The organism is Streptomyces sp. NPDC040610 (genome assembly GCF_055594065.1).
The window spans coordinates 154,704-178,827 of record NZ_JBVIXA010000007.1; the positions used below are offsets into that span (position 1 = coordinate 154,704).

Annotated in this window: 22 protein-coding genes; 14 read left to right on the forward strand and 8 right to left on the reverse strand. The window is 73.5% G+C overall.

The features are described from left to right. Positions 1-12: 12 nt before the first annotated feature. Positions 13-1,032 (reverse strand): non-homologous end-joining DNA ligase, encoded by a 1,020-nt coding sequence (gene ligD / locus ACZ6AA_RS24425; RefSeq protein WP_471459943.1) that lies wholly within the window; start codon positions 1,030-1,032, stop codon positions 13-15. 74 nt (positions 1,033-1,106) lie between these two features. Here ligD and ACZ6AA_RS24430 point away from each other — a divergent pair, with 74 nt between their 5' ends. The 3 genes from ACZ6AA_RS24430 (at position 1,107) to ACZ6AA_RS24440 (ending at position 5,248) form a co-directional block, all read left to right on the forward strand. Then, positions 1,107-2,180: an ATP-dependent DNA ligase gene (locus ACZ6AA_RS24430; protein ID WP_471459945.1), complete on the forward strand. Its 1,074-nt coding sequence runs from the start codon at positions 1,107-1,109 to the stop codon at positions 2,178-2,180. A 287-nt stretch (positions 2,181-2,467) separates the two neighbouring features. Further along, positions 2,468-4,261 (forward strand): hydroxysqualene dehydroxylase, encoded by a 1,794-nt coding sequence (locus ACZ6AA_RS24435; RefSeq protein WP_471459947.1) that lies wholly within the window; start codon positions 2,468-2,470, stop codon positions 4,259-4,261. A gap of 30 nt (positions 4,262-4,291) precedes the next feature. Then, a complete protein-coding gene (locus ACZ6AA_RS24440; protein WP_471459949.1) occupies positions 4,292-5,248 on the forward strand; it encodes a DUF3048 domain-containing protein in 957 nt (318 codons plus the stop codon). Here the strand turns inward: ACZ6AA_RS24440 and ACZ6AA_RS24445 are convergent. Next, positions 5,235-5,699: a MarR family winged helix-turn-helix transcriptional regulator gene (locus tag ACZ6AA_RS24445; protein WP_468454893.1), complete on the reverse strand. Its 465-nt coding sequence runs from the start codon at positions 5,697-5,699 to the stop codon at positions 5,235-5,237. The genes ACZ6AA_RS24440 and ACZ6AA_RS24445 overlap by 14 nt on opposite strands. Before the next feature lie 213 nt (positions 5,700-5,912). On the opposite strand from ACZ6AA_RS24445, the gene ACZ6AA_RS24450 reads away from it, so the two are divergent. The 7 genes from ACZ6AA_RS24450 to ACZ6AA_RS24480 all read left to right on the forward strand — a co-directional run bounded on the left by ACZ6AA_RS24450 (position 5,913) and on the right by ACZ6AA_RS24480 (position 12,657). Beyond that, positions 5,913-6,668, forward strand: a complete 756-nt coding sequence (locus tag ACZ6AA_RS24450) for a CoA transferase subunit A (RefSeq protein WP_468483553.1) — start codon at positions 5,913-5,915, stop codon at positions 6,666-6,668. After that, a complete protein-coding gene (locus tag ACZ6AA_RS24455) occupies positions 6,668-7,363 on the forward strand; it encodes a CoA transferase subunit B (protein ID WP_471459950.1) in 696 nt (231 codons plus the stop codon). Before ACZ6AA_RS24450 ends, ACZ6AA_RS24455 begins: the two co-directional genes overlap by 1 nt. Beyond that, positions 7,360-8,145, forward strand: a complete 786-nt coding sequence (pcaH, locus tag ACZ6AA_RS24460) for a protocatechuate 3,4-dioxygenase subunit beta (protein WP_468454887.1) — start codon at positions 7,360-7,362, stop codon at positions 8,143-8,145. Before ACZ6AA_RS24455 ends, pcaH begins: the two co-directional genes overlap by 4 nt. Continuing rightward, complete coding sequence (gene pcaG / locus ACZ6AA_RS24465; protein ID WP_468483550.1) at positions 8,142-8,702, forward strand: protocatechuate 3,4-dioxygenase subunit alpha; 561 nt, start codon at positions 8,142-8,144, stop codon at positions 8,700-8,702. Before pcaH ends, pcaG begins: the two co-directional genes overlap by 4 nt. Before the next feature lie 35 nt (positions 8,703-8,737). Next, positions 8,738-10,372 (forward strand): 3-carboxy-cis,cis-muconate cycloisomerase, encoded by a 1,635-nt coding sequence (pcaB, locus tag ACZ6AA_RS24470; protein ID WP_471459952.1) that lies wholly within the window; start codon positions 8,738-8,740, stop codon positions 10,370-10,372. 299 nt (positions 10,373-10,671) lie between these two features. Further along, the gene (locus ACZ6AA_RS24475) at positions 10,672-11,037 is read left to right on the forward strand and encodes a hypothetical protein (protein ID WP_471459953.1); all 366 of its coding nucleotides are present in this window, start codon (positions 10,672-10,674) and stop codon (positions 11,035-11,037) included. A 117-nt stretch (positions 11,038-11,154) separates the two neighbouring features. Beyond that, positions 11,155-12,657, forward strand: coding sequence for a SulP family inorganic anion transporter (locus ACZ6AA_RS24480; RefSeq protein ID WP_471459955.1), 1,503 nt, complete (start codon positions 11,155-11,157; stop codon positions 12,655-12,657). Between the two features lie 70 nt (positions 12,658-12,727). Here ACZ6AA_RS24480 and ACZ6AA_RS24485 read toward each other — a convergent pair whose 3' ends face one another. Next, complete coding sequence (locus ACZ6AA_RS24485) at positions 12,728-13,678, reverse strand: SDR family oxidoreductase (protein ID WP_471459957.1); 951 nt, start codon at positions 13,676-13,678, stop codon at positions 12,728-12,730. 13 nt (positions 13,679-13,691) lie between these two features. Beyond that, on the reverse strand, positions 13,692-14,459 hold the full coding sequence (locus ACZ6AA_RS24490) for an SDR family oxidoreductase (protein ID WP_468454875.1): 768 nt from the start codon (positions 14,457-14,459) through the stop codon (positions 13,692-13,694). Positions 14,460-14,531: 72 nt separating this feature from the next. On the opposite strand from ACZ6AA_RS24490, the gene ACZ6AA_RS24495 reads away from it, so the two are divergent. From ACZ6AA_RS24495 to ACZ6AA_RS24510, 4 genes are all read left to right on the forward strand, one after another. Beyond that, the gene (locus ACZ6AA_RS24495) at positions 14,532-15,344 is read left to right on the forward strand and encodes an enoyl-CoA hydratase family protein (protein WP_471459960.1); all 813 of its coding nucleotides are present in this window, start codon (positions 14,532-14,534) and stop codon (positions 15,342-15,344) included. Next, positions 15,341-16,207: a CoA transferase subunit A gene (locus ACZ6AA_RS24500; protein ID WP_468454871.1), complete on the forward strand. Its 867-nt coding sequence runs from the start codon at positions 15,341-15,343 to the stop codon at positions 16,205-16,207. Before ACZ6AA_RS24495 ends, ACZ6AA_RS24500 begins: the two co-directional genes overlap by 4 nt. After that, positions 16,204-16,980 (forward strand): CoA-transferase subunit beta, encoded by a 777-nt coding sequence (locus ACZ6AA_RS24505; protein ID WP_468454869.1) that lies wholly within the window; start codon positions 16,204-16,206, stop codon positions 16,978-16,980. The genes ACZ6AA_RS24500 and ACZ6AA_RS24505 overlap by 4 nt, the downstream gene beginning before the upstream one ends. A gap of 68 nt (positions 16,981-17,048) precedes the next feature. After that, positions 17,049-18,062 (forward strand): NAD(P)H-dependent flavin oxidoreductase, encoded by a 1,014-nt coding sequence (locus ACZ6AA_RS24510; protein WP_471460206.1) that lies wholly within the window; start codon positions 17,049-17,051, stop codon positions 18,060-18,062. A gap of 388 nt (positions 18,063-18,450) precedes the next feature. Here ACZ6AA_RS24510 and ACZ6AA_RS24515 read toward each other — a convergent pair whose 3' ends face one another. The 4 genes from ACZ6AA_RS24515 to ACZ6AA_RS24530 form a co-directional block, all read right to left on the reverse strand. After that, a complete protein-coding gene (locus ACZ6AA_RS24515) occupies positions 18,451-21,099 on the reverse strand; it encodes an ATP-binding protein (protein WP_468454865.1) in 2,649 nt (882 codons plus the stop codon). Positions 21,100-21,291: 192 nt separating this feature from the next. Beyond that, positions 21,292-22,449 carry an acetyl-CoA C-acetyltransferase gene (locus tag ACZ6AA_RS24520; protein WP_471459962.1) on the reverse strand — a complete coding sequence of 386 codons (1,158 nt, stop codon included), beginning with the start codon at positions 22,447-22,449 and terminating at the stop codon, positions 21,292-21,294. 47 nt (positions 22,450-22,496) lie between these two features. Next, entirely contained in the window at positions 22,497-23,084 is a 588-nt protein-coding gene (locus tag ACZ6AA_RS24525) for a TetR/AcrR family transcriptional regulator (RefSeq protein WP_468483579.1), read from the reverse strand. Between the two features lie 162 nt (positions 23,085-23,246). Then, positions 23,247-24,032, reverse strand: a complete 786-nt coding sequence (locus tag ACZ6AA_RS24530) for an SDR family oxidoreductase (RefSeq protein ID WP_471459964.1) — start codon at positions 24,030-24,032, stop codon at positions 23,247-23,249. Between the last annotated feature and the right edge of the window lie 92 nt (positions 24,033-24,124).

The following is a 24,124-nucleotide window of genomic DNA, read 5'->3' on the forward strand; positions in this document are numbered from 1 at the left end:
GAGAAAGCGGGTTCAGTCGTCGTCGTGCTTCGCGCGGCTCGGCTGGACCCGCTTCGGCTCTCCCGGCATCTTCGGGTACTCGGGCGGATAGGGCATGTCGCCGAGCCCGTGGTCGCGCTCGTCACGGTCGGCCTGTTCCAGCAGCCCCTCCAGCGAGAACGCGTGCTCGTCCATGTCCTTGTGTACGTCGCCGACCTCGGCGAAGCGTCCCGGCATGGTGCCGATGTCGAAGTCGGTGGGCACGGCGTCGTCGATCTCGTCCCAGCGCAGCGGCGCGGAGACGGGGGCGTGCGGTCGGGCGCGCACCGAGTAGGCGGAGGCGATGGTGCGGTCGCGTGCGGTCTGGTTGAAGTCGACGAAGATGCGCTCGCCGCGCTCCTCCTTCCACCAGGCGGTGGTCACCGCGTCCGGATCGCGGCGCTCCAGCTCCCGGCCGCACGCGATGGCGGCGCGGCGCACCTCGACGAAGGTCCAGCGGGGCGCGATGGGCACGAAGACGTGGATGCCGCGCCCGCCGGAGGTCTTGGGCCAGCCGCGCAGGCCGAAGTCCTCCAGGACCTCCCTGAGTCCGTGGGCGGCGCGGACGGCGTCGGCGTAGTCGGTGCCGGGCTGGGGGTCGAGGTCGATGCGCAGTTCGTCGGGGTGGTCGGGTTCGGCGCGGCGGACCGGCCAGGGGTGGAAGGTGAACGTGCCGAACTGGGCGGCCCAGACGACGGCGGCGACCTCGGTGGGGCAGATCTCGTCGGCGGTGCGGCCGCTGGGGAAGGTGATGGTGCCGGTGGGGATCCAGTCGGGCAGGTTCTTGGGGGCGCGCTTCTGGTAGAAGTGCTCGCCGCCGAGGCCCTCCGGGTAGCGCTCCAGGGTGGTCGGCCGGTCGCACAGCGCCCGTACGATGCCGTCGCCGACGGCGATGAAGTACTCCGCGAGGTCGCGCTTGGTGAAGCCGCGCTCGGGGAACAGCACGCGGTCGGGGCTGGAGAGCCGTACCTGCCGCTCTCCAGCCGTCAGCTCCACCGCCGCTCCGGCGCCCATGCGAGCCACGGTAGCCGCGCCCAGCAAATGCCGCACACCGGGCGATATCGTCCGTCGCGCCGCAGAATCGGACCATGGATCTGCCGGTGATGCCGCCCGTGAAGCCCATGCTCGCCAAGTCCGTGGCGCGGATTCCGCCCGGCATGCAGTACGAGGCGAAGTGGGACGGGTTCCGCGCGGTCGTCTTCCGGGACGGCCCTGAGATCGAGATCGGCAGCCGGGGCACGAAGTCCCTGACCCGGTACTTTCCCGAGCTGGTCGAGGCGCTGCGGGAGCGGTTGCCCGAGCGGTGCGTGGTCGACGGGGAGATCGTCATCGCGCGCGGGGGGCGGCTGGAATTCGACGCCCTCACCGAGCGCATCCATCCGGCGGAGTCCCGGGTGCGGCTGCTCGCCGAGCGCACCCCGGCGTCCTTCGTCGCCTTCGACCTGCTCGCCCTCTTCGACGAGTCCCTGCTCGACGTCGCCCTCAGCGACCGGCGCGCGCTCCTGGCCAGGGCCCTAGAGGGCGTGAGCGCACCCGTGCACCTGGCTCCCGCCACCCTCGACCGGGAGGTCGCCGAGCGGTGGTTCGAGGAGTTCGAGGGCGCCGGGCTCGACGGGGTCGTCGCCAAGCCGCTCGACCTGCGGTACCGGCAGAACGAACGCCTCATGTACAAGATCAAGCACGAGCGGACCGCGGACTGCGTCGTCGCGGGCTTCCGCTTCCACAAGAGCGGGCCCGTGGTGGGGTCGCTGCTGCTCGGTCTGTACGACGACGGGGGGACGTTGCAGCACGTCGGGGTGTGCGCGGCCTTCGCCATGAAGCGGCGGGCCGAGCTGATGGCGGAGCTGGAGCCGCTGCGGATGGAGTCCGTGGCGGGGCATCCATGGGCGGCGTGGGCCGAGGAGGCCGCCCACGAGGGCGCTCGGCTGCCGGGGGCGGTGAGCCGGTGGACCGGGAAGAAGGATCTGTCGTGGGTGCCGTTGCGTCCTGAGCGGGTGTGTGAGGTCGCCTACGACCACATGGAGAACGGGGCGCGGTTCCGGCACACCGCGCAGTTTCGGGCGTGGCGCCCTGACCGGACTCCTGACTCCTGTACGTACGCCCAGCTGGAGGAGCCCGCCGGGTACGACCTCACCGAGGTCCTCGGGTCGCCGCCGGCCTAGGTCGCCGCCGCTGCGACCCTTCCCCGCCGCTCCGCGGCGGTTTCCCCCACCCGCCCACCCGTTCCCCTCGGACCAGTCGCACCGCCCCTGCGCCCGCCGCACGCCCGCGCCCCCATGCCCACCCCCGACCGACCCCGCGTCCCACAGTCACGGGTTGTCTCCCACACACCCGCAGACGAAATCGCGCCAACGTCACCCCCCGCGAACCCCAACCGCTTCCGGCGCCCCGCCAGCAACCGTAAGCTCCGCCCCCGACACCGAGTTACCACCGGTAAGGGGGACGACACGTGGGGCACGCACGGACATCAGGAAGCACCCGCAGGACCTTCGTCGCGCGTACGGCGACCATTGGCGGTGCGGCCGCGCTGGGGGTCGGGGCCCTGTCGGTCCCGGCACGCGCGGCCGACCCCGCGCCCCGCGCCGGGCAGGCGGTCGCCGTGCTCGGCGGCGGCGTCGCCGGGCTCACCGCCGCCCACGAGCTGGTGGAACGCGGGTTCGCAGTCACCGTGTACGAGCGCCGGGCGCTGGGCGGCAAGGCGCGCAGCATGGACGTACCGAACAGCGCGAAGGGGAATCGCAAGCCGCTCCCCGGGGAGCACGGCTTCCGGTTCATTCCGGGGATCTATCACAATCTGCCGGACACCATGCGGCGCATCCCGTTCCCGGGGAACAAGAACGGCGTCTGGGACAACCTCGTCAGCCCGCCCGAGATGAGCTTCGCCCGCTCCGGCGGCCGCGAGGACATCCGGCTTCCGATCCCCCAGCACACGGGCGACCCGGCGAAGCTCACCAAGGACGACATCGCCCGCGCCCTCACCGCCCTGCTCGACACGGCGACCAGCATCCCCGGTCATGAGGTCGCGTACTTCGTGAACCGCGCCCTGGTCTTCCTGACGAGCTGCGACGAGCGCCGCGACGACGACTGGGAGGCGACGCCGTGGTGGGAGTTCGTGCGCGCCGAGCAGATGTCGAAGGACTACCAGCGGGTCCTTGCGATCGGCGTGACGCGCAACATCGTGGCGACGAAGGCCGAGGAGGCCAGCACCCGCACGGTCGGCACGCTCGGCGAGGCCCTCGTGTTCAACGCGCTCGGGCGGGGCGGGGACGGCCCGCCGGACCGCATCCTGAACGCGCCGACCAACGAGGCGTGGATCGACCCGTGGGTGACGCATCTGAAGGGGCTCGGCGTCGAGTTCCGCGTCGGCTGGACGGTGCGCGAGCTGACGTACGGCGGCGGCCGGATCACGAAGACGGTCGTCGAGAACCCCGACGGCAAGCGCGAGGACATCGTCGCCGACCACTACGTACAGGCCATGCCGGTCGAGCACGCCCGCAGGACCTGGAGCCGTGAACTCAAGGCGGCGGACCCGCAGTTGGCGCGCTGCGACAAGCTCAAGACGGACTGGATGACGGGCATTCAGTTCTATCTGACGGAGCGGCCCGATGTCGTCGAGGGGCATTTCAACTGCATCGACTCGCCCTGGTCGCTGACCGGCATCGCGCAGGCCGCGCACTGGAAGGGCCGTGACTTCCCCGCGGACTACGGCGACGGCACGGCGGTGGACTGTCTGTCGGTGGACATCTCCGAGTGGGACAAGCCGGGGATCCTGTACGGCAAGACGGCCAAGCAGTGCACGCGCGACGAGGTGGCACGCGAGGTGTGGGCTCAGCTGAAGGCGTCCCTGAACGACACCGGCAAGACGGCCCTGAGCGACAGCAAGCTGCACTCGTGGTTCCTGGACCCGGGCGTCGACGGCATCGGCGGCCCGAACCCGACCAACGAGGACGAGCTCCTGATCCACCCCGTCGGCACCCTGCACAACCGCCCGTCGGCCGCGACGAAGATCCCGAACCTGTTCCTCGCGGGCGACTACGTGGCCGTCGACATCGACCTGGCCACCATGGAGGGCGCCAACGCGGCGGCCCGCCAGGCCGTCAACGCGCTGCTCGACCGGGTGGGCTCGGACCACGAGCGGTGCGAGGTGACGCCGATGTACCGCGCCCCGGAGATCGAGGGCCTGCGGCGCCACGACCGCTTCCGGTACCGGCTCGGCCTGCCCAATCTCCTCGATCTGGGCTGAGAAGCCCCCGGTTCGGGGTACATCCCCGGCATGACACGGCAAGCACAGGGACGGGTGCGGGAGCGGGTACGGGTGTGGCGCGCGGCGACGGCGGTGGCGGTCGTCGCCGCGCTGGCCGCGGGCTGCACGCTGGAGACGGACCGGGACGGCGACGGGAAGCGGTCCGGGGACGGCGGCCGCGTGCTCGCCGTGAAGATCGACAACGTGGTTCCGGCGCGCCCGCAGACGGGCCTGGACGCGGCGGACGTCGTGTATGTCGAGCAGGTGGAGGCGGGTCTGAGCCGGCTGATGGCGGTGTACGCGAGCAAGCTGCCGCCCGTCGTCGGCCCGGTGCGCAGCGCGCGCGAGACGGACCTGGACCTGCTGCGCCAGTTCGACCGTCCGGCGCTCGCCTTCTCCGGCGCGCAGTCCAGGCTGCTCCCGCTGATCGACCGGGCGCCGCTGCGCCCGCTGCCGCCGGGCAAGGCCCCCGGGCGGGCGTACTACCGCGGCGGCGGCAAGCCCGCCCCGCACAACCTGTATCTGCGGCCCGCCGCCCTCGGCGTCCGGCCCCAGGCGAGCGGCCTGGACAGCACCGGCTTCACGTTCGGCCCGCGCCCGGCGGGCGGCACGCCGGAGACGCGGCGCACGGTCCGCTTCCCGTCGGCGCGCTTCGCCTTCACCTGGGTCGAGTACGAGGGGCGCTGGCACATCGCGATGGACGGCACCCCGGCCCGCACCTCCGCGGGCAAGGCCCTGTCCGCCGCGACGGTGGTGGTCCAGCGCGTCGACATCCGTGACTCCCGCTTCCACGACCGCTCGGGCAACACCTCGCCGCTGACCCGCTCCGTCGGCAGGGGCACGGCCCGGGTGCTGCGCGACGGCCGCTCCTACGAGGCGCGCTGGGAGCGCCGGACGGCGGACGACGGGACGGAGTTCAGCACGCCCGGGGGCAAGCCGCTGCCGTTCGCGAAGGGGCCGGTGTGGGTGGTGTTCACGAAGGCGTGACGGTTTCGGCCAGCGGGTCGCGCAGGCGCTCGGCCGCGTCGGCGACCCGCTGGATCAGGCCGAGGAACAGCGTCCGTTCCTCGTCGGCCAGCGGCGCGAGCATGACTTCGTTCATCCGGGCCGCGCGCACCGTCAGGCGGCGGTGGACGCGCCTGCCCTCGGCCGTGGGGCGCAGCAGGGCACGGCGGCCGTCCTGTGGGTCGCGGACCTTGTCGAGCAGGTCCCTGCGGGTCAGCCTGCCGACGACGTCGGCGACGGTGGAGCGGTCGAGGCGCACCCGCTCGCCCACGCCGCGCTGGTCGAGTCCCGGTTCGGCGATCAGGGCGTTCAGGACCGCGAACTGCGGTGAGGTGATCTCCTCGGAGACCATCGCGTTCCACAGCAGGTGGTGCGCCTGCTGCAGGCGCCGGGCCAGGTGGCCCGGGTGGGTGCTCAGGTCCACCGCGGCCATGGCTGCTCCTCACGCGCCGGAATGATTTCGTCGGTGCACTGAACGATATCGCCAAGTCGACCGGTGCGAAGGCGTCTTGACGGCTTCGGGTGGCGGTGGCAGCGTGAGTCCGAGGTCCACAGCAATAGTCAGTGCGCTGAGCGATATGTGGTGTGCTGAGCAATGGTCAAGTGTGCTGATGACTTCTCGGCGAGAGAGACGAGGCCCGCCCGCATGGACAAGGTGGTCGCTTCGGCCGCGGACGCGGTGGCCGACATCGCGGACGGCGCGTCGCTCGCCGTCGGCGGGTTCGGACTCAGCGGCGTGCCGACGGTACTGATCGGGGCGCTGCACGCCCGTGGTGTCACGGGCCTGCACGTCGTCTCGAACAACTGCGGCGCCCTGGACACGGGCCTCGCCGTGCTCCTCGCGGCGGGCCGCATCGCACGCGTGACGGGCTCGTACATCGGCGCCAACAAGGAGTTCGCCCGCCAGTACCTGGCCGGTGAGCTGGACGTCGAGCTGATCCCGCAGGGCACGCTCGCCGAGCGGCTGCGGGCCGGGGGCTGCGGCATCCCCGCGTTCTACACCCCGGCCGGGGTCGGCACGCAGGTCGCCGAGGGCGGTCTGCCGGTGCGGTACGACGGCCGGGGCGGGGTCGCGGTGGCGTCGCCGCCCAAGGAGGTCCGGGAGTTCGACGGCGTGCCGTACGTCCTGGAGCACGCCATCCGCACCGACTTCGCGCTGGTACGGGCGGCGCGGGGCGACCGGCACGGGAACCTGGTGTTCGCCAGGTCCAGCCGGAACTTCAACCCCCTTGCCGCGATGGCCGGGCGGGTGACGGTCGCCGAGGTGGAGGAGCTGGTGGAGCCCGGCGCGCTCGACCCGGACGCGGTGCACCTGCCGGGTGTCTTCGTCCGGCGGGTGGTGGAGCTGAGCCCGGCCGAGGCCGCAGCCAAGCGCGTCGAGAACCGGACGGTGAGCTCCTGATGCCCTGGAACCGTGAGCAGATGGCGGCCCGCGCGGCACGCGAGCTGCGCGACGGCCAGTACGTGAACCTCGGCATCGGCCTGCCCACCCTCATCCCCAACCAGCTGCCGCCCGGCGTGCGCGTGGTCCTGCACTCCGAGAACGGGATCCTCGGCGTCGGCCCCTATCCGGCGCCCGACGCGGTGGACCCCGACCTGATCAACGCGGGCAAGGAGACGGTGACCGTCCTTCCGGGGGCCGCGTACTTCGACTCCGCGCTGTCCTTCGGGATGATCCGCGGCGGCCACATCGACGTGGCGGTGCTCGGCGCGATGCAGGTGTCCGCGCGCGGGGACCTCGCCAACTGGGCCGTGCCCGGCAAGCTCGTCACCGGCATCGGCGGGGCGATGGACCTCGTGCACGGCGCCCGCAGGGTCGTCGTGACGATGGCGCACACCGCCAAGGACGGCTCCCCGAAGGTCGTCGAGGAGTGCGATCTGCCGCTGACCGGCCGGGCCTGCGTGCACCGGATCATCACCGACCTCGCGGTCATCGACGTCACCGACGACGGGCTCGTACTCACCGAGTGTGCGCCGGGTGTCGATATCGCGGAGGTCCTCGCGCGGACGGCGGCGCGACTGAGCGTGCGCGTACCGGAGCCGCCGCACCCCCACGCACCCGTTCCCCACCCCTCAGGGAGGAGCAGCCGGACATGACCCCCTCACCGCTGCCGGACGGCCTGACCCAGCAGGAGATGGACGTGGAACTGGCCAAGGCCGAACAGGCGGCGCGGGCGCAGGACGGGCCGGCGGCCCCGTACCGGCCGCCGATCGCCTACCCCCCGTACCGCAGCACCGAGCATCGCACCCCCCGCGCCCCTTTCGTCCCGCTCCACGACCCGGAGGCCGTGGAGCTGACCGGGCCCGTGTTCGGCGACACCGACGTCACCGCGCTCGACCACGATCTGACGCGGCAGCACACGGGCGAGCCGATCGGCGAGCGGATCACCGTCACCGGGCGCGTCATCGACCGCCGGGGGCGGCCGGTCCGCGGCCAGTTGGTGGAGCTGTGGCAGGCCAACGCGGCGGGCCGGTACGCCCACCGTCTCGACCGGCATCTGGCGCCGCTCGACCCGAACTTCACGGGCTTCGGCCGCTGTCTGACGGACGCCGACGGCACGTACTCCTTCACCACCGTCCGGCCCGGCGCATACCCGTGGCGCAATCACATCAACGCCTGGCGCCCCGCGCACCTGCACTTCTCGTTCTTCGGCACGGCGTTCGCCCAGCGCCTGGTGACGCAGATGTACTTCCCCGGGGACCCGCTCCTCGCGCACGACCCGGTGCTGCACTCCGTCACCGACGAGGCGGCGCGGGCCCGGCTCGTGGCCGCGTACGACCACGGTCTCTCGGTGCCCGAGTGGTCGCTGGGCTACCGCTGGGACGTCGTCCTCGACGGCCCGTCCGCCACGCTCATGGAGGAGGACCAGGACCGGTGACGCCCCTTCACGCCCCCACTCCCTCCCAGACCATAGGCCCCTTCTACGGCAACGCCCTGCCCTTCACGGACGGCGCCGAGATCGCGCCCCGCGCCCATCCGGAGGCCGTCACGCTCCACGGGTACGTGTACGACGGCGCCGCCGAGCCCGTCCCCGACGCCCTCGTGGAGATCTGGCAGCCCGCGCCGGACGGGTCGCGCGCGGGCGCGCCCGGGTCGCTGCGGCGCGACCCGGCGACGGGGCGCGCGGCGGGGCGCGACGGGGTCACGTTCACGGGCTTCGGCCGCGTCCCCACGGACGCGGACGGCCACTGGGCGATCCGTACGCTCCCGCCCGGCGGCGTGCCCTACCTCTGCGTCGCCCTCTTCGCCCGCGGCCTCCTCCACCACCTGTACACACGCGCCTACCTGCGCGACGAACCGGCCGACCCCCTGCTCTCCTCCCTGGACACGGGGCGCCGCGCCACCCTCCTCACCCGTCCCGAGCCGCCGTGCGCGTACCGCTTCGACATTCGGCTTCAGGGGGAGAGCGAGACGGTGTTTCTGGGGTTCTTGTGAGTGGGGGTGAGGCTGAGGTGGGGGGTAAGGCTGGAGTGGGGCCGAGTTCCGGCTCCGGCTCCGGCTCCGGCTCCGGGCAGGGTGGGGGCTCGGGGCAGGGTTCGGGGCCGGGAGCGGGTTCGGGGCCAGGAGCGGCGGGCTCAGGGACGGGAGCAGGGGGCTCAGGAACGGGAACGGGCTCAGGGCCCGGCCAAGGGCAGGGCGCGCCGTCCGCCCCCGATGCCTTCGCGCCCGCTCCCGAACCCAGGCCCGGCCCGGCTCCGAGTCCCGGTCCGGCTCCCAGCACCAGCCCCAGCCACGGCCTCGACGTCGGGCTCCTCGCCCCCGGGCGGGCCGGGTCCCCCGCCGAGTGGGCGACCGGTGACCAGGCCTTCCTCCAGGCCATGTTGGACGCGGAGGCGGCGCTGACGCGGGCGCAGGCAGCGGTGGGGGCGGCGCCGGACGAGGCGGCGGCCGCGGTCACGGCGGCCGCCGATGCCGCCCGCTTCGACGCGCGCGCCCTCGCGGTGCGGGCCCGGGCGGGCGGCAATCCGGTGATCCCGCTGGTGGCGGACCTGACGGCGGCGGTGCCCGCGGAAGCGGCGCCGTACGTGCACCGGGGCGCGACCAGTCAGGACATCCTGGACACGGCGGCGATGCTGGTGGCGGCGCGGACGCTGGACCTGCTTCTGGCCGATCTCGCTTCCCTGGAAGGGGAGTTGGCCCGCCTGGCCCGGGCCCATCGGGACACGGCGATGCCGGGCCGCACGCTCACCCAGCACGCGGCGCCGACGACGTTCGGCCTGAAGGCGGCCGGGTGGCGGGCGCTGGTCCTGGACGCGCGGGACCGGGTGGCGCGGGTGCGCGGAGGGCTGCCGGTGCAGCTGGGCGGGGCGGTGGGCACGCTGGCGGTGACGGCGGCGTACGGGGCCGACGGCCCCCACGACCCCACGGATCTGACGTTCCGTCTGATCCACTCCTACGCAAGGGAGTTGGGCCTCGCTGAGCCCGAACTCCCCTGGCACACACTCCGTACCCCCGTGGCGGACCTCGCCGCGGCGCTCGCCCTCACCGCCGGGGCACTCGGCAAGCTCGCCGCAGACGTCCTCACACTCGCCCGCACGGAGATCGGCGAGCTCTCCGAGGGTGCGGCGGGCGGCTCGTCCGCGATGCCGCACAAGGCGAACCCGGTCCGCGCCACGCTGATCGCCGCCGCGGCCCAGCGCGCGCCCGCCCTCGCGGCCACGCTGTACGCCTCGCTGCCCGCAGCCGACGAACGCCCGCCGGGCGCCTGGCACGCCGAGTGGGAGCCGCTGCGGGACCTCCTGCGCCTCGTCGGCGGCGCGGCCCGCGACGCGGTGGACCTGTGCGCCCACCTCCAGGTCCACCCGGCCACGATGCGCGCCCACCTGGACCTCACGGCGGGCCTCCTCACCTCCGAACGCCTCGTCGTGGAACTCACCCCGCCCCTGGGCCGCGCCCGCGCCACGGAACTGGTGTCCGCGGCGGCGACGAGGGCCAGAGCGGGCGGCACCACCCTGGCGGAGGCGGTGGCAGCCGAACTGACCGCACTCCCACCCCGCCCACACGCCCCCACACCCGACCTCCCCCGACTCACCGAACTCACCGACCCCACCCACTGGACCGGCTGCGCGAAAGCCCTCACCGACCGCGCACTGAAGCGCCGCTGAACAACGCGCGGCCGCAGCCGGACCCGGCGTCATGGAACAGCCGAAAGGCCAGGTCGGCGGTGCCGTGGACCCGGACACGCCGGACCGGGGAACAGCGTCGCCGATCGCTGACCGAGAGGTCGCCTCTCACATCCCCGCGTTCAAGGCCCCGTGCGCGCCCCGCGCTCCTCGGTACCGGCCGTGACCAGGCGTGCCGTGCACGTGAGAAGCAGCACACGTCACCGTCAAGTCATCCCCGTGACACATCCGTGCCTTAGGTTTCGAGATGATCGTGGAACTTCACGCACGGAGGTGAGCACGTGCCCCGACTCGGCGGACGCCCCTGGGTGTTCACCGCGCTGGCCGCCGTGCTGTTGGTCGTCCTCCAGTGCTTCGGGCCCGGCTCGGGCGGTGGTACGGCCGGAGGGCTCGCCGTCGAGGCCAGGGAGTTTGTTGTCTCGTCGGCCTGTGACGGGCCCGCGGGAGCCGGGGCCGCGGGTGAGCACATGCGGGTCCGGGCCCGGCCGCACGCGTGCCCCGTGACCGACGGGCATGTGGCCGTCGCCGTCCAGGTGAGGACGGACGCGCCCGCCGCACGGCCGTCGCTGCCGCGCATGGTCGCGTACGACGAGAGCAGACCCGCGGGCCGTGAACTGCCGTCCCTGTTGCAGGTCTTCCGCTGCTGATCGGTGCCACCGCACCGGCACCCGCGACCCCCACACACGTCGCCGTGCCGGTCCGTACCGATCCCATGTCACACCGAGCACCTACACGCCCCCGTGGCGCTCAGGAGTCATTCCCCCATGCAGCCTTTCCTCGACCGTTCCCTTCTCCGTGCCCGTTCGCTGTTAAAGGTCTCCGGAGACCGACGGCACGATCTCACCGCCTCCGCAGTGGTCTTCCTCGTCGCACTCCCCCTGTGCGTGGGCGTCGCCGTCGCGTCCGGCGTACCCGCCGAACTCGGCCTGATCACCGGCATCGTCGGAGGTCTCGTCACCGGCCTGCTGCCCGGCAGCAGCCTCCAGGTCAGCGGCCCCGCCGCCGGCATGACCGTCCTCGTGTACGAGGCCGTGCGGGAGTTCGGACTCCCCGCGCTCGGCGCGCTCGTGCTCGCCGCGGGCCTGCTCCAACTGGCCATGGGCGCACTGCGGCTCGGCCGGTTCTTCCGCGCGATATCCGTCGCCGTCGTCGAGGGCATGCTCGCCGGGATCGGGCTCGTCCTGATCGCCGGGCAGCTGTACGCGATGGCGGACCAGGAGGCCCCCGCGAGCGGCCTCGCGAAGATCGGGGGGCTGCCGGAGCTGCTCGCCGACACCTTCGGCTCCGGTCGCGCGCTGGCCGCGCTCGCGCTCGGCTCCGGCACCGTCGCGGTGCTCCTTCTGTGGCGCAGGCTGCCGCGCGCGTTCCGCACGGTCCCCGCGCCGCTCGCGGCCGTCGCCCTGGCGACCGGCGCCTCGCTGCTGTTCTCGATGCCGGTCGCGACCGTCGAGGTGCAGGGCCTGATCGAGGCCGTCCAGCCGCCCGGCACCGGCGCCTTCGGGGAACTCCTCGGCCTCGGCGCGATCGGCACGGTCCTCGCTTTCGCGCTGATCGCGTCCGCGGAGAGCCTGTTCAGCGCGGCCGCCGTGGACCGGCTGCACGACGGCCCGCGCACCGACTACGACAAGGAGCTGGTGGCGCAGGGCGCGGGCAACACGGTGTGCGGGCTCCTCGGCGCGCTCCCGATGACCGCGGTGATCGTCCGCAGCGCCGCCAATGTGCAGGCCGGTGCCCGTACGAAGGCGTCGCGCGTCCTGCACGGCGTGTGGCTGCTGCTGTTCGCGGCGCTGCTGCCCGCCGCGCTCGGCCTCATCCCCGTCGCCGCGCTCGCGGGCGTCCTGGTGCACGCGGGCTGCAAGCTGGTTCCGGTGCGGCAGTTGGCCGGGCTGTGGCGCGAGCACCGGGGCGAGGCGGTCGTGCTGGTGGTGACGGCCGTCGCGATCGTGTCGGTGAGCATGTTCGAGGGCGTGCTCATCGGCCTCGCGCTCGCGGTCGTCAAGACGGCGTGGGAGACCTCCCATGTGCACATCGACGTCGTCGACAAGGGCGCGGGCCCCATCCGCGCCCACCTGTCGGGCAACGCCACGTTCCTGCGGCTGCCGAAGATCCTCGACGCCCTGGAGGCACTCCCCCAGGACCGCCCGATCGAGCTCGACCTGACGGAACTGCGCCACCTCGACCACGCCTGCCGCACCTCCCTGGAGAACTGGGCGGCGCGGCACAGCGCGGAGGGCACGGAACCCGTGCGGGTGGCTTCGGGGGTGTGAGCCCCGGGGCGGCGTCCACGGCCGGTCCCGGCTCCCGTGCCGGGGCCGGTCGCCGGGCGCGCCCTCGGGGTCACCGCGCCCCGTACACCGGCTGAGGCGTCCCGGCCCTGGAGAGCAGCTTCAGGGCCGCTTCGCCCGCCTCCGCGGCGCTCCAGCGGGCGCCCTTGTCGGCGCTGGGGCCGGGCCGCCAGCCCTCCATGACGGTGATGCGGCCCGCCTCGGCCTCGAAGACGCGGCCGGTGACCCCGGTGGAGGCGTCCGAGCCGAGCCAGACGACCAGCGGGGAGACGTTCTCCGGGGCCATCGCGTCGAAACCGCCGTCCACGGGGGCGGCCATCGTGTCGGCGAACGTCCGCTCGGTCATCCGGGTCCGCGCGGCGGGTGCGATGGCGTTCACGCGCACTCCGTAGGCGGCGAGTTCCGCGGCCGCGACCAGGGTGAGCCCCAGGATCCCGGCCTTGGCGGCGCTGTAGCAGCCCTGCCCGACGCTGCCCAACAGGCCTGCTCCGGAAGAGGTGTTGACGACACACGCGCGCGGTGCGCGCCCGGCCTTGGACTCGGTACGCCAGTGCGCGGCCGCGTGCTTCAGCGGCAGGAAGTGTCCCTTCAGGTGAACGCGGACGACGGCGTCCCAGTCGTCCGCGTCGAGGTTCACGAGCATCCGGTCGCGCAGGAACCCCGCGTTGTTCACGAGGGTGTCGAGGCGTCCGTACGTCTCCAGGGCGGCGGTGACGAGGGAGGCGGCGCCGTCCGGGGTGGCGATGTCCCCGTAGTGCGCGACCGCCTCGCCGCCCGCCGCGCGGATCTCCTCGACGACGTCGTGCGCGGGATCCCCGGAGGAGCCGGAGCCGTCGAGGCCCGCCCCCAGGTCGTTGACGACGACGCGGGCGCCCTCGGAGGCGTACGCGCGTGCGTGCGCGCGCCCCAGGCCCCGCCCCGCGCCGGTGACGATCACGACGCGCTCCGCGCAGATCCCTGGTCCTGGCCCGGGTTCGGGCCCTGGCCCGCTGTCAGCGCTCATGCCGAACTCCCTTTCAGCCGTGGTTCACGGAGGCCGCGTCGAGGAACGCGGGCCGCTCGCCGCCGCCGTGCAGGTGCAGCGCCGCCCCGCTCACGTACCGCGCGGCGTCGGAGGCGAGGAAGACGCAGGCGTCCCCGACGTCGGCCGGGTCGGCGAGGCGGCCGAGCGGAACCGTGCGGCCGACCGCCGCGACGCCCGCCTCGTCGCCGTAGTGCAGGTGGGAACTCTCGGTGCGGGTGAGACCGAGGACGACGGTGTTCACGCGCACGTGCGGCGCCCACTCGACGGCCATGGTGCGCGCCAGGTTCTCCAGGCCGGCCTTGGCGGCGCCGTAGGCACCGGAGCCCGGCGAGGGGCGGGTGCCGCTGACGCTGCCGATCATGACGATGGCCCCGCCCGCTTCCTGACGACGCATCACCTCGTACGCGGCGAGGGAGGCGTAGAGCGGCGACAGGAGGTTCAGCTCGACGATCTTCGTCTGGCGGGCCGCGGGCGTCTCGGCGAGCAGCCCGAACGGCGTGCCGCCCGCGTTGTTCACCAGGACGTCGATCCCGCCGTGGTCGGCCGCCACCTCGGCGAAGAAATCGGTGGCGGCCGCCGCGTCGCGCACATCGAGGGGGCGGAACTCGGCGGCGATGCCCGCCACTTCGACGGGCGCGGCGGGCGGCCTGCGGGCGCAGATCACGACGCGCGCCCCGGCGGCCAGGAAGCGCCGGGCGATCCCGGCGCCGACGCCGCGGGTGCCGCCGGTGACCACGACCATCTGTCCCTTGTCAGTCATCGCTGCTACCTTTCGAAGGCAACTAACAAATGTTTGGTTGAGGGCTCTGGTCGAAAGGTAGCGGATCCTCTGATGCCTGTCTCCACCTCGGTTCCGGACGGGGGCGTGGCGGTGGTCACCGTCGACTACGCACCGGTCAACGCCCTGCCCGTGCGGGGTTGGTACGACCTCGCGGACGCGGTGCGCGCCGCGGGCCGCGACCCCGGCGTGCGCTGCGTCGTGCTCGCGGCGGCGGGCCGGGGGTTCAACGCGGGCGTGGACATCAAGGAGATGCAGCGCGACCCCGGCCACGACGCGCTGCTCGGCGCCAACCACGGGTGCGCCGAGGCGTTCTCGGCGGTGTACGCCTGCGAGGTCCCGGTCGTCGCCGCCGTGCAGGGCTTCTGCCTGGGCGGCGGCATCGGCCTGGTGGGCAACGCGGACGCGATCGTGGCGAGCGAGGACGCCACGTTCGGCCTTCCGGAGCTGGACCGCGGGGCGCTCGGCGCCGCCACCCATCTGGCCCGCCTGGTGCCCCAGCACCTGATGCGCGCGCTGTACTACACCTCGCGCACGGCGACCGCCGCCGAACTGCACGCCCACGGCTCGGTGTGGCGGGTGGTCCCGCGCACGGGGCTGCGCGCGGCGGCCCTGGAGCTGGCCCACGAGATCGCCCGCAAGGACGGCACGCTGCTGCGCCTGGCCAAGGCCGCGATCAACGGCATCGACCCGGTCGACGTGCACCGCAGCTACCGCTTCGAGCAGGGCTTCACGTTCGAGGCGAACCTCAGCGGCCTCGCCGACCGGATCCGCGCCGACTTCGGCGACAAGGGCCCGGGCAGCCGGGGCCGCGGCGGCGAAGGCATCGACAACGACGTCCGCAGCAAGGAGGGGGGACCGTCATGAGCGGCAAGGTGATGACGCCCGACGCGATCGTGGGGCGCCTGGAGAGCGGCATGACGCTCGGCATCGGCGGCTGGGGCTCGCGCCGCAAGCCGATGGCGCTGGTGCGGGCACTGCTGCGCTCGGAGGTCACGGACCTGACAGTGGTGGCGTACGGCGGGCCGGACGTGGGTCTGCTCGCCGCGGCGGGCCGGATCCGCAAGCTGGTCACGGCGTTCGTGACCCTCGACTCGATCCCGCTGGAGCCGCACTTCCGCGCGGCCCGCGAGCGCGGCGCCCTCGAACTGGTGGAGCTGGACGAGGCGATGTTCATGCAGGGCCTGACGGCGGCCGCCCAGCGACTACCGTTCCTGCCCGTCCGCGCGGGCCTCGGCTCGGACGTGCTGCGGGTCAATCCTTCGCTGCGAACGGTCACTTCGCCGTACGAGGACGGGGAGGAGCTGGTGGCGGTGCCCGCCCTGCGCCTGGACGCCGCCCTGGTCCACCTGAACCGCGCGGACGCCCTCGGCAACGCCCAGTATCTGGGCCCCGATCCGTACTTCGACGACTTGTTCTGCGAGGCGGCCGACACGGCGTACGTGACGTGCGAGCGGATCGTCGACACGGCCGAGCTGACCCGCGATGCGGCGCCGCAGACCCTGCTGGTCTCCCGGCACGCGGTCACGGGTGTGGCCGAGACGCCCCGGGGCGCGCACTTCACGTCGTGCGTGCCGGACTACGACCGTGACGAGGCGTTCCAGAGGGAGTACGCCACCGCCGCGCGCGCCCCGGAGACCTGGGGGGACTTCAGCGCCCGCTTCCTCGCGGGCACCGGCGAGGAGGACTATCACCTGGCCGTCGAGGCCTGGCACAAGGAGCAGCGATGACGGCGACGACCGAGGCCGCGACGGCCACCCGCGCCGAGTACTGCGTGGTCGCCTGCGCCGAGGCCTGGCGCGGCGACGGCGAGGTGCTCGCCTCGCCCATGGGCACGGTCCCGTCGATCGCGGCGCGCCTGGCGAAGCTCACGTTCGCGCCGGACCTGCTCCTGACGGACGGCGAGGCCCTGCTGATCGGGGACGTCCCGGCCCTCGGGGCGCGGTCCGCGGTGACGGAGGGCTGGCTGCCGTACCGCCGCCATCTGACGATGGTGATGGGCGGCCGTCGGCACGTGATGATGGGCGCGAGCCAGATCGACCGCTTCGGCAACCAGAACATCAGCTGCGTCGGCGACTGGCGCCGCCCGGACCGCCAGCTCCTCGGTGTCCGCGGTGCCCCCGTCAACACCCTCAACAATCCGGTGAGCTACTGGATCCCGCGGCACTCCCCGCGCGTGTTCGTCGAGCGCGTCGACATGATCTGCGGGGTCGGGTACGACAGCGCCGCGGCGGCGGGCCCGTCGGCGACGCGCTTCCACGAGCTGCGCCGCGTGGTCTCGGACCTCGGCGTCTTCGACTTCGCGACACCGGACCGCTCGATGCGCGTGGTGAGCCTGCACCCCGGCGTGACACCCGAGGAGGTCCACGACGCCACGGGCTTCCCGCTCCCGCTGCCGGACGGGATCCCCCGCACCCGTACGCCGTCCGCCGCCGAACTCCACCTGATCCGCGACGTGGTGGACCCGTCCGGTCTGCGCGAGCGGGAGGTGCGGGCCCGGTGACGGCACCCGGCCCGCGGACGGCCCTGACCCGGCTCACCGGGGTGCGGCATCCCCTCGTGCAGACCGGCATGGGGTGGGTGGCGGGGCCGCGTCTGGTGTCGGCGGTGGCGAACGCGGGCGCGCTCGGCGTCCTCGCCTCCGCGACGATGACGCCCGAGCGGCTGCGGGCGGCGGTCCGGGAGGTCAGGTCCCGCACGGACGAGCCGTTCGGCGTGAATCTGCGGGCCGACGCGGGGGACGCGCGGGAGCGGGTGCGGATCATCGTCGAGGAGGGGGTCCGGGTGGCGTCGTTCGCCCTGGCCCCGTCGAAGGACCTGATGGCCGAGCTGAAGGACGGCGGTGTCGTGGTGATCCCGTCCGTCGGGGCGCGGCGGCACGCGGAGAAGGTCGCGGCGTGGGGCGCGGACGCGGTCCTCGTGCAGGGCGGCGAGGGCGGCGGCCACACCGGTGAGGTCGCCACGACCGTGCTCCTGCCGCAGGTCGTGGACGCCGTGGACATCCCGGTGATCGCCGCGGGCGGCTTCCACGACGGCCGGGGCCTGGTCGCGGCGCTCGCCTACGGCGCGGCGGGCGTCGCCATGGGCACGCGGTTCCTCCTCACCGCGGAGTCGACGGTGCCGGACGCGGTGAAGGCCCGCTATCTCGCGGCGACGGTCAAGGACATCACGGTCACCACACGCGTGGACGGCCTCCCCCACCGCATGCTCCGCACGGACCTCGTGGCCGCTCTGGAGCGCGCGGGCCCCCTGCGTTCCCTGACCCGTGCCGTGCGCCACGCGGCGGCGTTCCGCCGGGTCTCCGGAGCGACGTGGCCCGGCCTGGTCCGCGACGGCCTGGCGATGAAGCGCGGCAAGGACCTGACCTGGAGCCAGGTGCTCCTGGCGGCCAACACCCCCATGATGCTCAAGTCCGCCATGGTGGACGGCGACCCGGAGCGCGGCCTGATGGCGTCGGGCCAGGTGGCGGGCCTGCTCCAGGACGTACCGACGTGCGCGGAACTGGTGGAGAGGGTGGTGCGGGAGGCGGAGGAGACGGTGCGGTCGTTGCGGGTCGGGTGGGTGGATGAGGGGGCGGCGGGGTGATCGGGCGGCGGTAAGGGGTCGGCTGAGCCAGGCGGTGAGGGGTCGGCTGGGCCGCCGGGCGCATGCGGACGCGAAGGGCGCCGTGGAGGGGCCTCTGCGGCCTGCGGAGACGGTTGCGGCTGCGGGTCCGCCCCGATGTGGAGTGCCGCAGGCTGCGGGTCGCCCCGGCGGGACGGCAGCGGGCTCGCCGGACGCGGGGGCCGCGCCCGGCCTCGGCGTCAACCACCCACGCACCCCCGCGGCTCCGGGGCGTTTGTCAGCCCGTCCGGCGTTTGAGGACGAGGCCGTTCAGGCCGATGGCGGGGGTCCGGGGGCGGCAGCCCCCGTGGCCTCGCCCCGGACCAGGTCCAGGGCACGCACGACCAACGGGAGTCACACCCACAGAGCCCTACACCCCGGCCAACTCCCGCTCGGCCAGGGCGGCAAGCCCATCCGCCCCGCAGGCCCGAGCAAGAGCGAGCCCCCGCTCGAGCTCCTCCACGGCGCCCGAGGCGATCCCGTACTCGACCCGGGCCACGGCGTGCTCGTACTGGCAGGGCGAGGCCTCCAGATACGTGACGGCCTTGGCGTACAGGGCGACGGCCCGCGACCCGGTCTCCAGCGACGCCGCACACCGCACCGCTTCGCCGATCGCGGTGTCCGTGCCGAACCGCTCGGCCTGCACGCGCGCGTCCGCGACGAGGTCGCCCGCACGCCGCGGGTCCTCGGCGGCGAGCGCGCGGGCGAGGTCGTACGCCCAGGGTGCGAGCACGGTGTTGTACTGGCCGCGGGCCGTCAACGCCTTGGCGGTGGCCTCCAGTTCGTTCAGTCCCTCCTCGGTGTGGCCGAGTGCGAGGAGGAGCCGTCCGCGTACGGACATGGCGTCGGGGACGTAGATCGTGGACGCGGACGGCGGCGCGAAGCCGTAGCGGTCGGCGACGGCCTTGGCCTCCAGGGCGTGGCCGCGGGCGAGCAGGGTGTCGATGAGCATGCTGGCGGCCTCCCAGTGCATGGGGAGTCCGCCCTGGCCCACGCGGTCGGCGAGCCGCAGGCTCTCGCGCAGCGACTTCTCGGCGTCCCTGAGCCGTCCGCGCCTGCGGTACACATACCCGAGGAAGGCGTGCGCGAGGGCGAGGTGACCACCGCTCCAGCCCGCGGTCTCGTACGCCTTCACGGCCTCCGTGAACAGGCTTTCCGCGCGGTCGAGCCGGTCCGCGAAGGCGTAGGAGCCGCCGAGCATCAGGCGCAGCTCGAAGCTCCACTCGGCGTCGGTCCAGCCGAGCCCGGGTGCGAGCCGGCCGTTGACGAGGGCGCGGTCGCACAGCTCGACGACCTCTTCGGCGTTCTCGCCGCGCGTCATGGCGTCGAAGGCGCGCAGGATGAGCAGCGCACGCTCGGCGTTGTCGCGGCCGGTGAGCGGACCGGCGAGCGCGGCGAGGCGTCGGGAGCGTCCCGGTGAGTCCTCCTCGCCGGCGTGGATGCCCTCCCACATGTAGTGCACGGCCTGGAGCCGCAGCCTGGCGGGGCCGTCGGGGAGCCGCGCGGCCTCCTCGTCGATGACGCGCAGGCCTTCGCCGAGCTGGTCGTTGTGGACCAGGGCCTGGGAGAGCCTGCACACGGCGTCGACGCGCAGTTGCTGGCTGAGTCCGGCCATCGACAGGGCCTCGCGCAGATGCCCGATGGTGGTGACGGGTGAGGTGAGCAGCGTGGCACAGCCGAGTTCGTAGAGCACGCGGGCGTGCACCTCGGGCCGGGGCGGTTCGCGCAGGGCCCGCTCCAGGCAGCGGCGGGCCGCGTCGGGCGCGCCGACGGCGAGGTGTTCGGTGGCGGCGTCGCGCAGGTGCTGGACCAGTTCCGGGTCGTCGTCCGGGTGGACTTCGAGGAGATGCCGGGAGGCCGCGGCGGCGCCGCGCCCGGAGCGGGTCACGGCCCAGGCGGCCCGGCCGTGCATCGCGGTGCGGGTGGCGTTCGGGATCGATTCGTAGACGGCGGTGGCGATCAGCGGGTGCACGAATTCCAGGCCCGCTTCGCCGCTGGTGACGATGCGGGCGGCGCGGAGCCGCTCGGCGCACCGAGCGGCGTCGTCGTGCGGCATCCCGGCGAGGGATGCGGCGAGTTCGGTGGAGATCGCGGGGCCGAGGATCGCGGCGGCCCAGGCGAACCGGGTCACGTCGGTGCCGAGGTCCTCGAGGCGGGCGACGAGGCCGCGGCCGCGTGCGGAGCGGTTGAGGTCCCGCAGTTCGGCGGCGGAGCTCTCGACCGGTTCCAGCTCGCTGTCCTGCACCTTGGCGAGCAGTTCCACGGACTCGTACGGATTGCCGCCGGTGACCGCCCAGACCTCGCGGCAGAACGGGGCGTCGGCGTGCTCGCCGAGGGTGGCGCGGGTGAGGCCCGCCGTGGCGTCCGGGGTGAGGGCGCGCAGCGGGGTCGTGGGCAGGGCCGTCGCGCCGATCCGGGCGAGATGGCGGGCGCCCTCGCCGGTGGCCTCGCCGGGCCGGTGCGCGACCACGACGAGGGTGGGCAGGTCGTCGAGGCGCTCGGCGAACGCGGCGAGCCAGCGCAGTGTCTCCTGGTCGGCCCAGTGCGCGTCGTCGACGATCAGGACCAGCGGCCAGTACAGCCGCGAGAGGCGGGCGACCACGTCGACGAGGCCGTCGCAGACGGCCTGCGGGTCGGGGCGGCCGCTGCCCGGCTCGGTGATGCCGAGGGCGGGTCCGGCGATCTCGTACCAGTCGCCCAGATATTCGCGGCCCTCTTCGGGGCTGAGCTGGACGAGGACGGGTTGCAGGAGTTGTCGTACGACGTTGAAGGGGACCTCGGCCACGGTCTCCCCGCCGCGGGCCGCGAGGACCGTGGCACGGCCCTGGGCGATGCGGCGCACCTCGGAAAGCAGCGCGGTCTTGCCGATGCCTGCCTCGCCGCTGTAGACGAGCAGGCCGCCCTCGGTCGTCAGGTCCGAGCACAGTGCGGACACCGCGCCTTCGGCTGCGGCGAGTTCCGCGTCGCGCTCCCACAGCGGGGCCCAGGCGCCACCACCTCCGGGCCGTCCCTGCGTCATCGCGCTACCTCCCGGGGTCGCTCAATCGACGTACAGAAGTCGAGCCTAGCCGGGTCGGGGCCCTCTCGGAGCACGGTCCGCGCAGCTACTCCCGCATGGGTGACAGACGGTCATATGCCAGGCTGCCGGGCTGTCGCGTGCGGGGCGCGGCGCGGTGGCGCCGGGACGCGCGGTCGGTCGGCCGGGGTGTCTTCACAGGCGTTCGATCACTGTGACGTTGGCCTGCCCCCCTCCTTCGCACATGGTTTGGAGGCCGAACCGGCCGCCGGTGCGCTCCAGTTCGTGCAGGAGGGTCGTCGTCAGGCGGGCGCCGGTGGCGCCGAGGGGGTGACCCAGGGCGATGGCTCCGCCGTTGACGTTGACGCGGGCGGGGTCGGCGCCGGTTTCCTTCAGCCAGGCGAGGACGACGGGCGCGAAGGCTTCGTTGATCTCGACGAGGTCGATGTCGTCGAGGGTCAGGCCGGTCTTCTTCAGGGCGTGTGCCGTGGCGGGGATGGGCGCGGAGAGCATCCGGATGGGGTCCTCGCCGCGCACGGACAGGTGGTGGACGCGCGCTCGGGGCGTCAACCCGTGGTCGCGGACGGCCTGTTCACCGGCGAGGAGCAGGGCGGCGGCGCCGTCGGAGACCTGCGAGGAGCAGGCGGCGGTGATGCTGCCGCCGTCCATGACGGGCTTGAGGGACGCCATCTTCTCGGCTGTCGTGTCGCGGCGCGGGCCCTCGTCGGCGGTGACGCCCGCGAGGGGGACGACTTCGCGGTCGAAGCGGCCGTCGTCGATGGCGCGCAGGGCCCGCTGGTGGGAGCCGAGGGCGAACTCCTCCATGTCCGTGCGGGAGATGCCCCATTTCCCGGCTATCAGCTCGGCGCCGTGGAACTGGTTGACGGGCAGGTCCCCATAGCGGGCGCGCCAGCCCTCGCTGCCCGCGAAGGGGCCGTCGGTCAGGCCGAGCGGTGCGGCGGCCTGCCGGGAGGCGAAGGCGATGGGGACCATGGACATGTTCTGTGTGCCGCCCGCGACCACGAGGTCCTGGGTGCCGGAGAGGACGCCCTGGGCCGCGAAGTGCAGGGCCTGCTGCGAGGAACCGCACTGCCGGTCGACGGTCACGCCGGGCACTTCCTCGGGGAGTCCGGCCGCCAGCCAGCTGGTGCGTGCGATGTCCCCGGCCTGCGGTCCGACGGCGTCCAGGCAGCCGAAGACGACGTCGTCCACGGCTGCCGGGTCGACGCCGCAGCGCTCGATGAGCGCCTTGAGGACGTGGGCGCCCAGGTCGGCGGGGTGCACGGCGGCGAGGCCGCCGCCGCGTTTGCCGACGGGGGTGCGGACCGCCTCGACGATGTAGGCCTCGGCCATGGCTGCGTACTCCTCGCGGTCTGGCGCCGTGCGGCGACGGCGCGGTGTCAGGTGCGTACGGAGATGCCGTCCAGGACCATCGACAGATACTGGCGGGCGATCTCGTCGGGGCTGTGGCCCCCGCCGGGGCGGTACCAGGACGCGGCGACCCAGACGGTGTCGCGCACGAAGCGGTAGGCCAGGCGGATGTCCAGGTCGGCGCGGAAGACGCCGTCGGTGACGCCGCGCTCCAGCGTCGTCAGCCAGGCCTTCTCGAATCGCTGCTGGGACTCGACCAGGTACTCGAACCGGGTCTGGGCGACCAGATGCTTGGACTCCTTCTGGTAGATCGCGACGGCGGAGCGGTGCCGGTCGATCTCCCGGAAGGACTCGGTGACGAGGGCTTCCAGGGTCTCGCGGGGGCCGAGGGGCGCGGACAGCACGCTGTCGTACCCGTCCCACAACTCGGTCAGGAACGTCCGCAGGATCTCTTCGAGCATCGACTCCTTGGAGTCGAAGTGGTAGTAGAGACTGCCCGCGAGCATGCCCGCCGCGTCTGCGATCTTGCGGACGGTGGTGGCGTTGTAGCCCTGTTCGGCGAAGACGTCCGCGGCGATCCTGAGCAGCTCGCCGCGGCGCTCGGGCGAGGGGGTCACCGGGGGCTTCTTCTTGCCGCCGGCGGCCTGCTTGGCGGCGGCCGACCGCTTGGGCCCCGTCGTCGGCCCACCGCTGCCGGTCGGCTTACCGCCGTCGGTCGGCTTCTCGCTGGTGCTGGTGTCGCTGGACTGCTTCTGTTTCGGCACACGGTCATTCTCCGCCTAGGCGTGCTGGCTGCTGACCGACACCGTCTCCCCCGTCATGTAGGAGGAGTAGCCGCTGGCGAGGAAGACGATGACGTTGGCTATCTCCCAGGGCTCGGCGGGGCGGCCGAACGCCTCGCGCGCGGTCAGCTCGTCGAGCAGCTCGGCGGAGGTGACCTTCGCGAGGTGCGGGTGCAGGGCGAGGCTGGGGGCGACGGCGTTGATCCGGATCCCGTGGGGCGCGGCTTCCAGGGCGGCACAGCGGGTGAGGGCCATGACTCCGGCCTTCGCGGCCGCGTAGTGCGCCTGGCCCGGCTGCGCGCGCCAGCCGAGCACCGAGGCGTTGTTCACGACGACGCCCCCGGAGCCGGCGGCACGCAGGCGGCGCAGGGCGGCCCTGGTGCAGCGGAACGTGCCGTTCAGCGTGACGTCGATGACGCGGTCCCACTGCTCGTCGGTCATGTCGGTCAGCTCGGCGGTGCCGCCGAGGCCCGCGTTGTTCACCACGATGTCGAGGCGGCCGTGCTGCCGCTCCGCCAGGTCGAACAGGGCCTGCACCTGGGGCTCGTCCGTCACGTCGCAGGGCGTGCCGTGTACGCGCTCGGCGCCGAACTCGTCGGCGAGCCGCTCGACCGTCTCCTTGGTGCGGCGCGCGTGCGCGTCACCGAGGACGACGCGCGCACCCTCCTCCAGGAAGCGGCGCGCGGTGGCACCGCCTATGCCCGCTCCGGCCGCCGCCGTGACGACGGCGGTGCGGCCGTCGAGCAGGCCGTGCCCGGACACATAGGGAACCGCTGCCGTCATGCCCCCACCTGACATCCCCCGACACCCCCTCGGCCGCACCGGCCCTCGACGATTGTCTGCCCCTCACGATAATCTACCAAACACTTGTTAGG

Excerpts from the sequence above, each read along its gene's own strand:
- ligD (WP_471459943.1), bottom strand. The coding sequence starts at position 1,032 with ATGGGCGCCGGAGCGGCGGTGGAGCTGACGGCTGGAGAGCGGCAGGTA.
- ACZ6AA_RS24430 (WP_471459945.1), top strand. The coding sequence starts at position 1,107 with ATGGATCTGCCGGTGATGCCGCCCGTGAAGCCCATGCTCGCCAAGTCC.
- ACZ6AA_RS24440 (WP_471459949.1), top strand. The coding sequence starts at position 4,292 with ATGACACGGCAAGCACAGGGACGGGTGCGGGAGCGGGTACGGGTGTGG.
- ACZ6AA_RS24445 (WP_468454893.1), bottom strand. The coding sequence starts at position 5,699 with ATGGCCGCGGTGGACCTGAGCACCCACCCGGGCCACCTGGCCCGGCGC.
- ACZ6AA_RS24450 (WP_468483553.1), top strand. The coding sequence starts at position 5,913 with ATGGACAAGGTGGTCGCTTCGGCCGCGGACGCGGTGGCCGACATCGCG.
- ACZ6AA_RS24455 (WP_471459950.1), top strand. The coding sequence starts at position 6,668 with ATGCCCTGGAACCGTGAGCAGATGGCGGCCCGCGCGGCACGCGAGCTG.
- pcaH (WP_468454887.1), top strand. The coding sequence starts at position 7,360 with ATGACCCCCTCACCGCTGCCGGACGGCCTGACCCAGCAGGAGATGGAC.
- ACZ6AA_RS24480 (WP_471459955.1), top strand. The coding sequence starts at position 11,155 with ATGCAGCCTTTCCTCGACCGTTCCCTTCTCCGTGCCCGTTCGCTGTTA.
- ACZ6AA_RS24485 (WP_471459957.1), bottom strand. The coding sequence starts at position 13,678 with ATGAGCGCTGACAGCGGGCCAGGGCCCGAACCCGGGCCAGGACCAGGG.
- ACZ6AA_RS24490 (WP_468454875.1), bottom strand. The coding sequence starts at position 14,459 with ATGACTGACAAGGGACAGATGGTCGTGGTCACCGGCGGCACCCGCGGC.
- ACZ6AA_RS24495 (WP_471459960.1), top strand. The coding sequence starts at position 14,532 with ATGCCTGTCTCCACCTCGGTTCCGGACGGGGGCGTGGCGGTGGTCACC.
- ACZ6AA_RS24500 (WP_468454871.1), top strand. The coding sequence starts at position 15,341 with ATGAGCGGCAAGGTGATGACGCCCGACGCGATCGTGGGGCGCCTGGAG.
- ACZ6AA_RS24505 (WP_468454869.1), top strand. The coding sequence starts at position 16,204 with ATGACGGCGACGACCGAGGCCGCGACGGCCACCCGCGCCGAGTACTGC.
- ACZ6AA_RS24510 (WP_471460206.1), top strand. The coding sequence starts at position 17,049 with ATGGGGTGGGTGGCGGGGCCGCGTCTGGTGTCGGCGGTGGCGAACGCG.
- ACZ6AA_RS24515 (WP_468454865.1), bottom strand. The coding sequence starts at position 21,099 with ATGACGCAGGGACGGCCCGGAGGTGGTGGCGCCTGGGCCCCGCTGTGG.
- ACZ6AA_RS24520 (WP_471459962.1), bottom strand. The coding sequence starts at position 22,449 with ATGGCCGAGGCCTACATCGTCGAGGCGGTCCGCACCCCCGTCGGCAAA.
- ACZ6AA_RS24530 (WP_471459964.1), bottom strand. The coding sequence starts at position 24,032 with ATGACGGCAGCGGTTCCCTATGTGTCCGGGCACGGCCTGCTCGACGGC.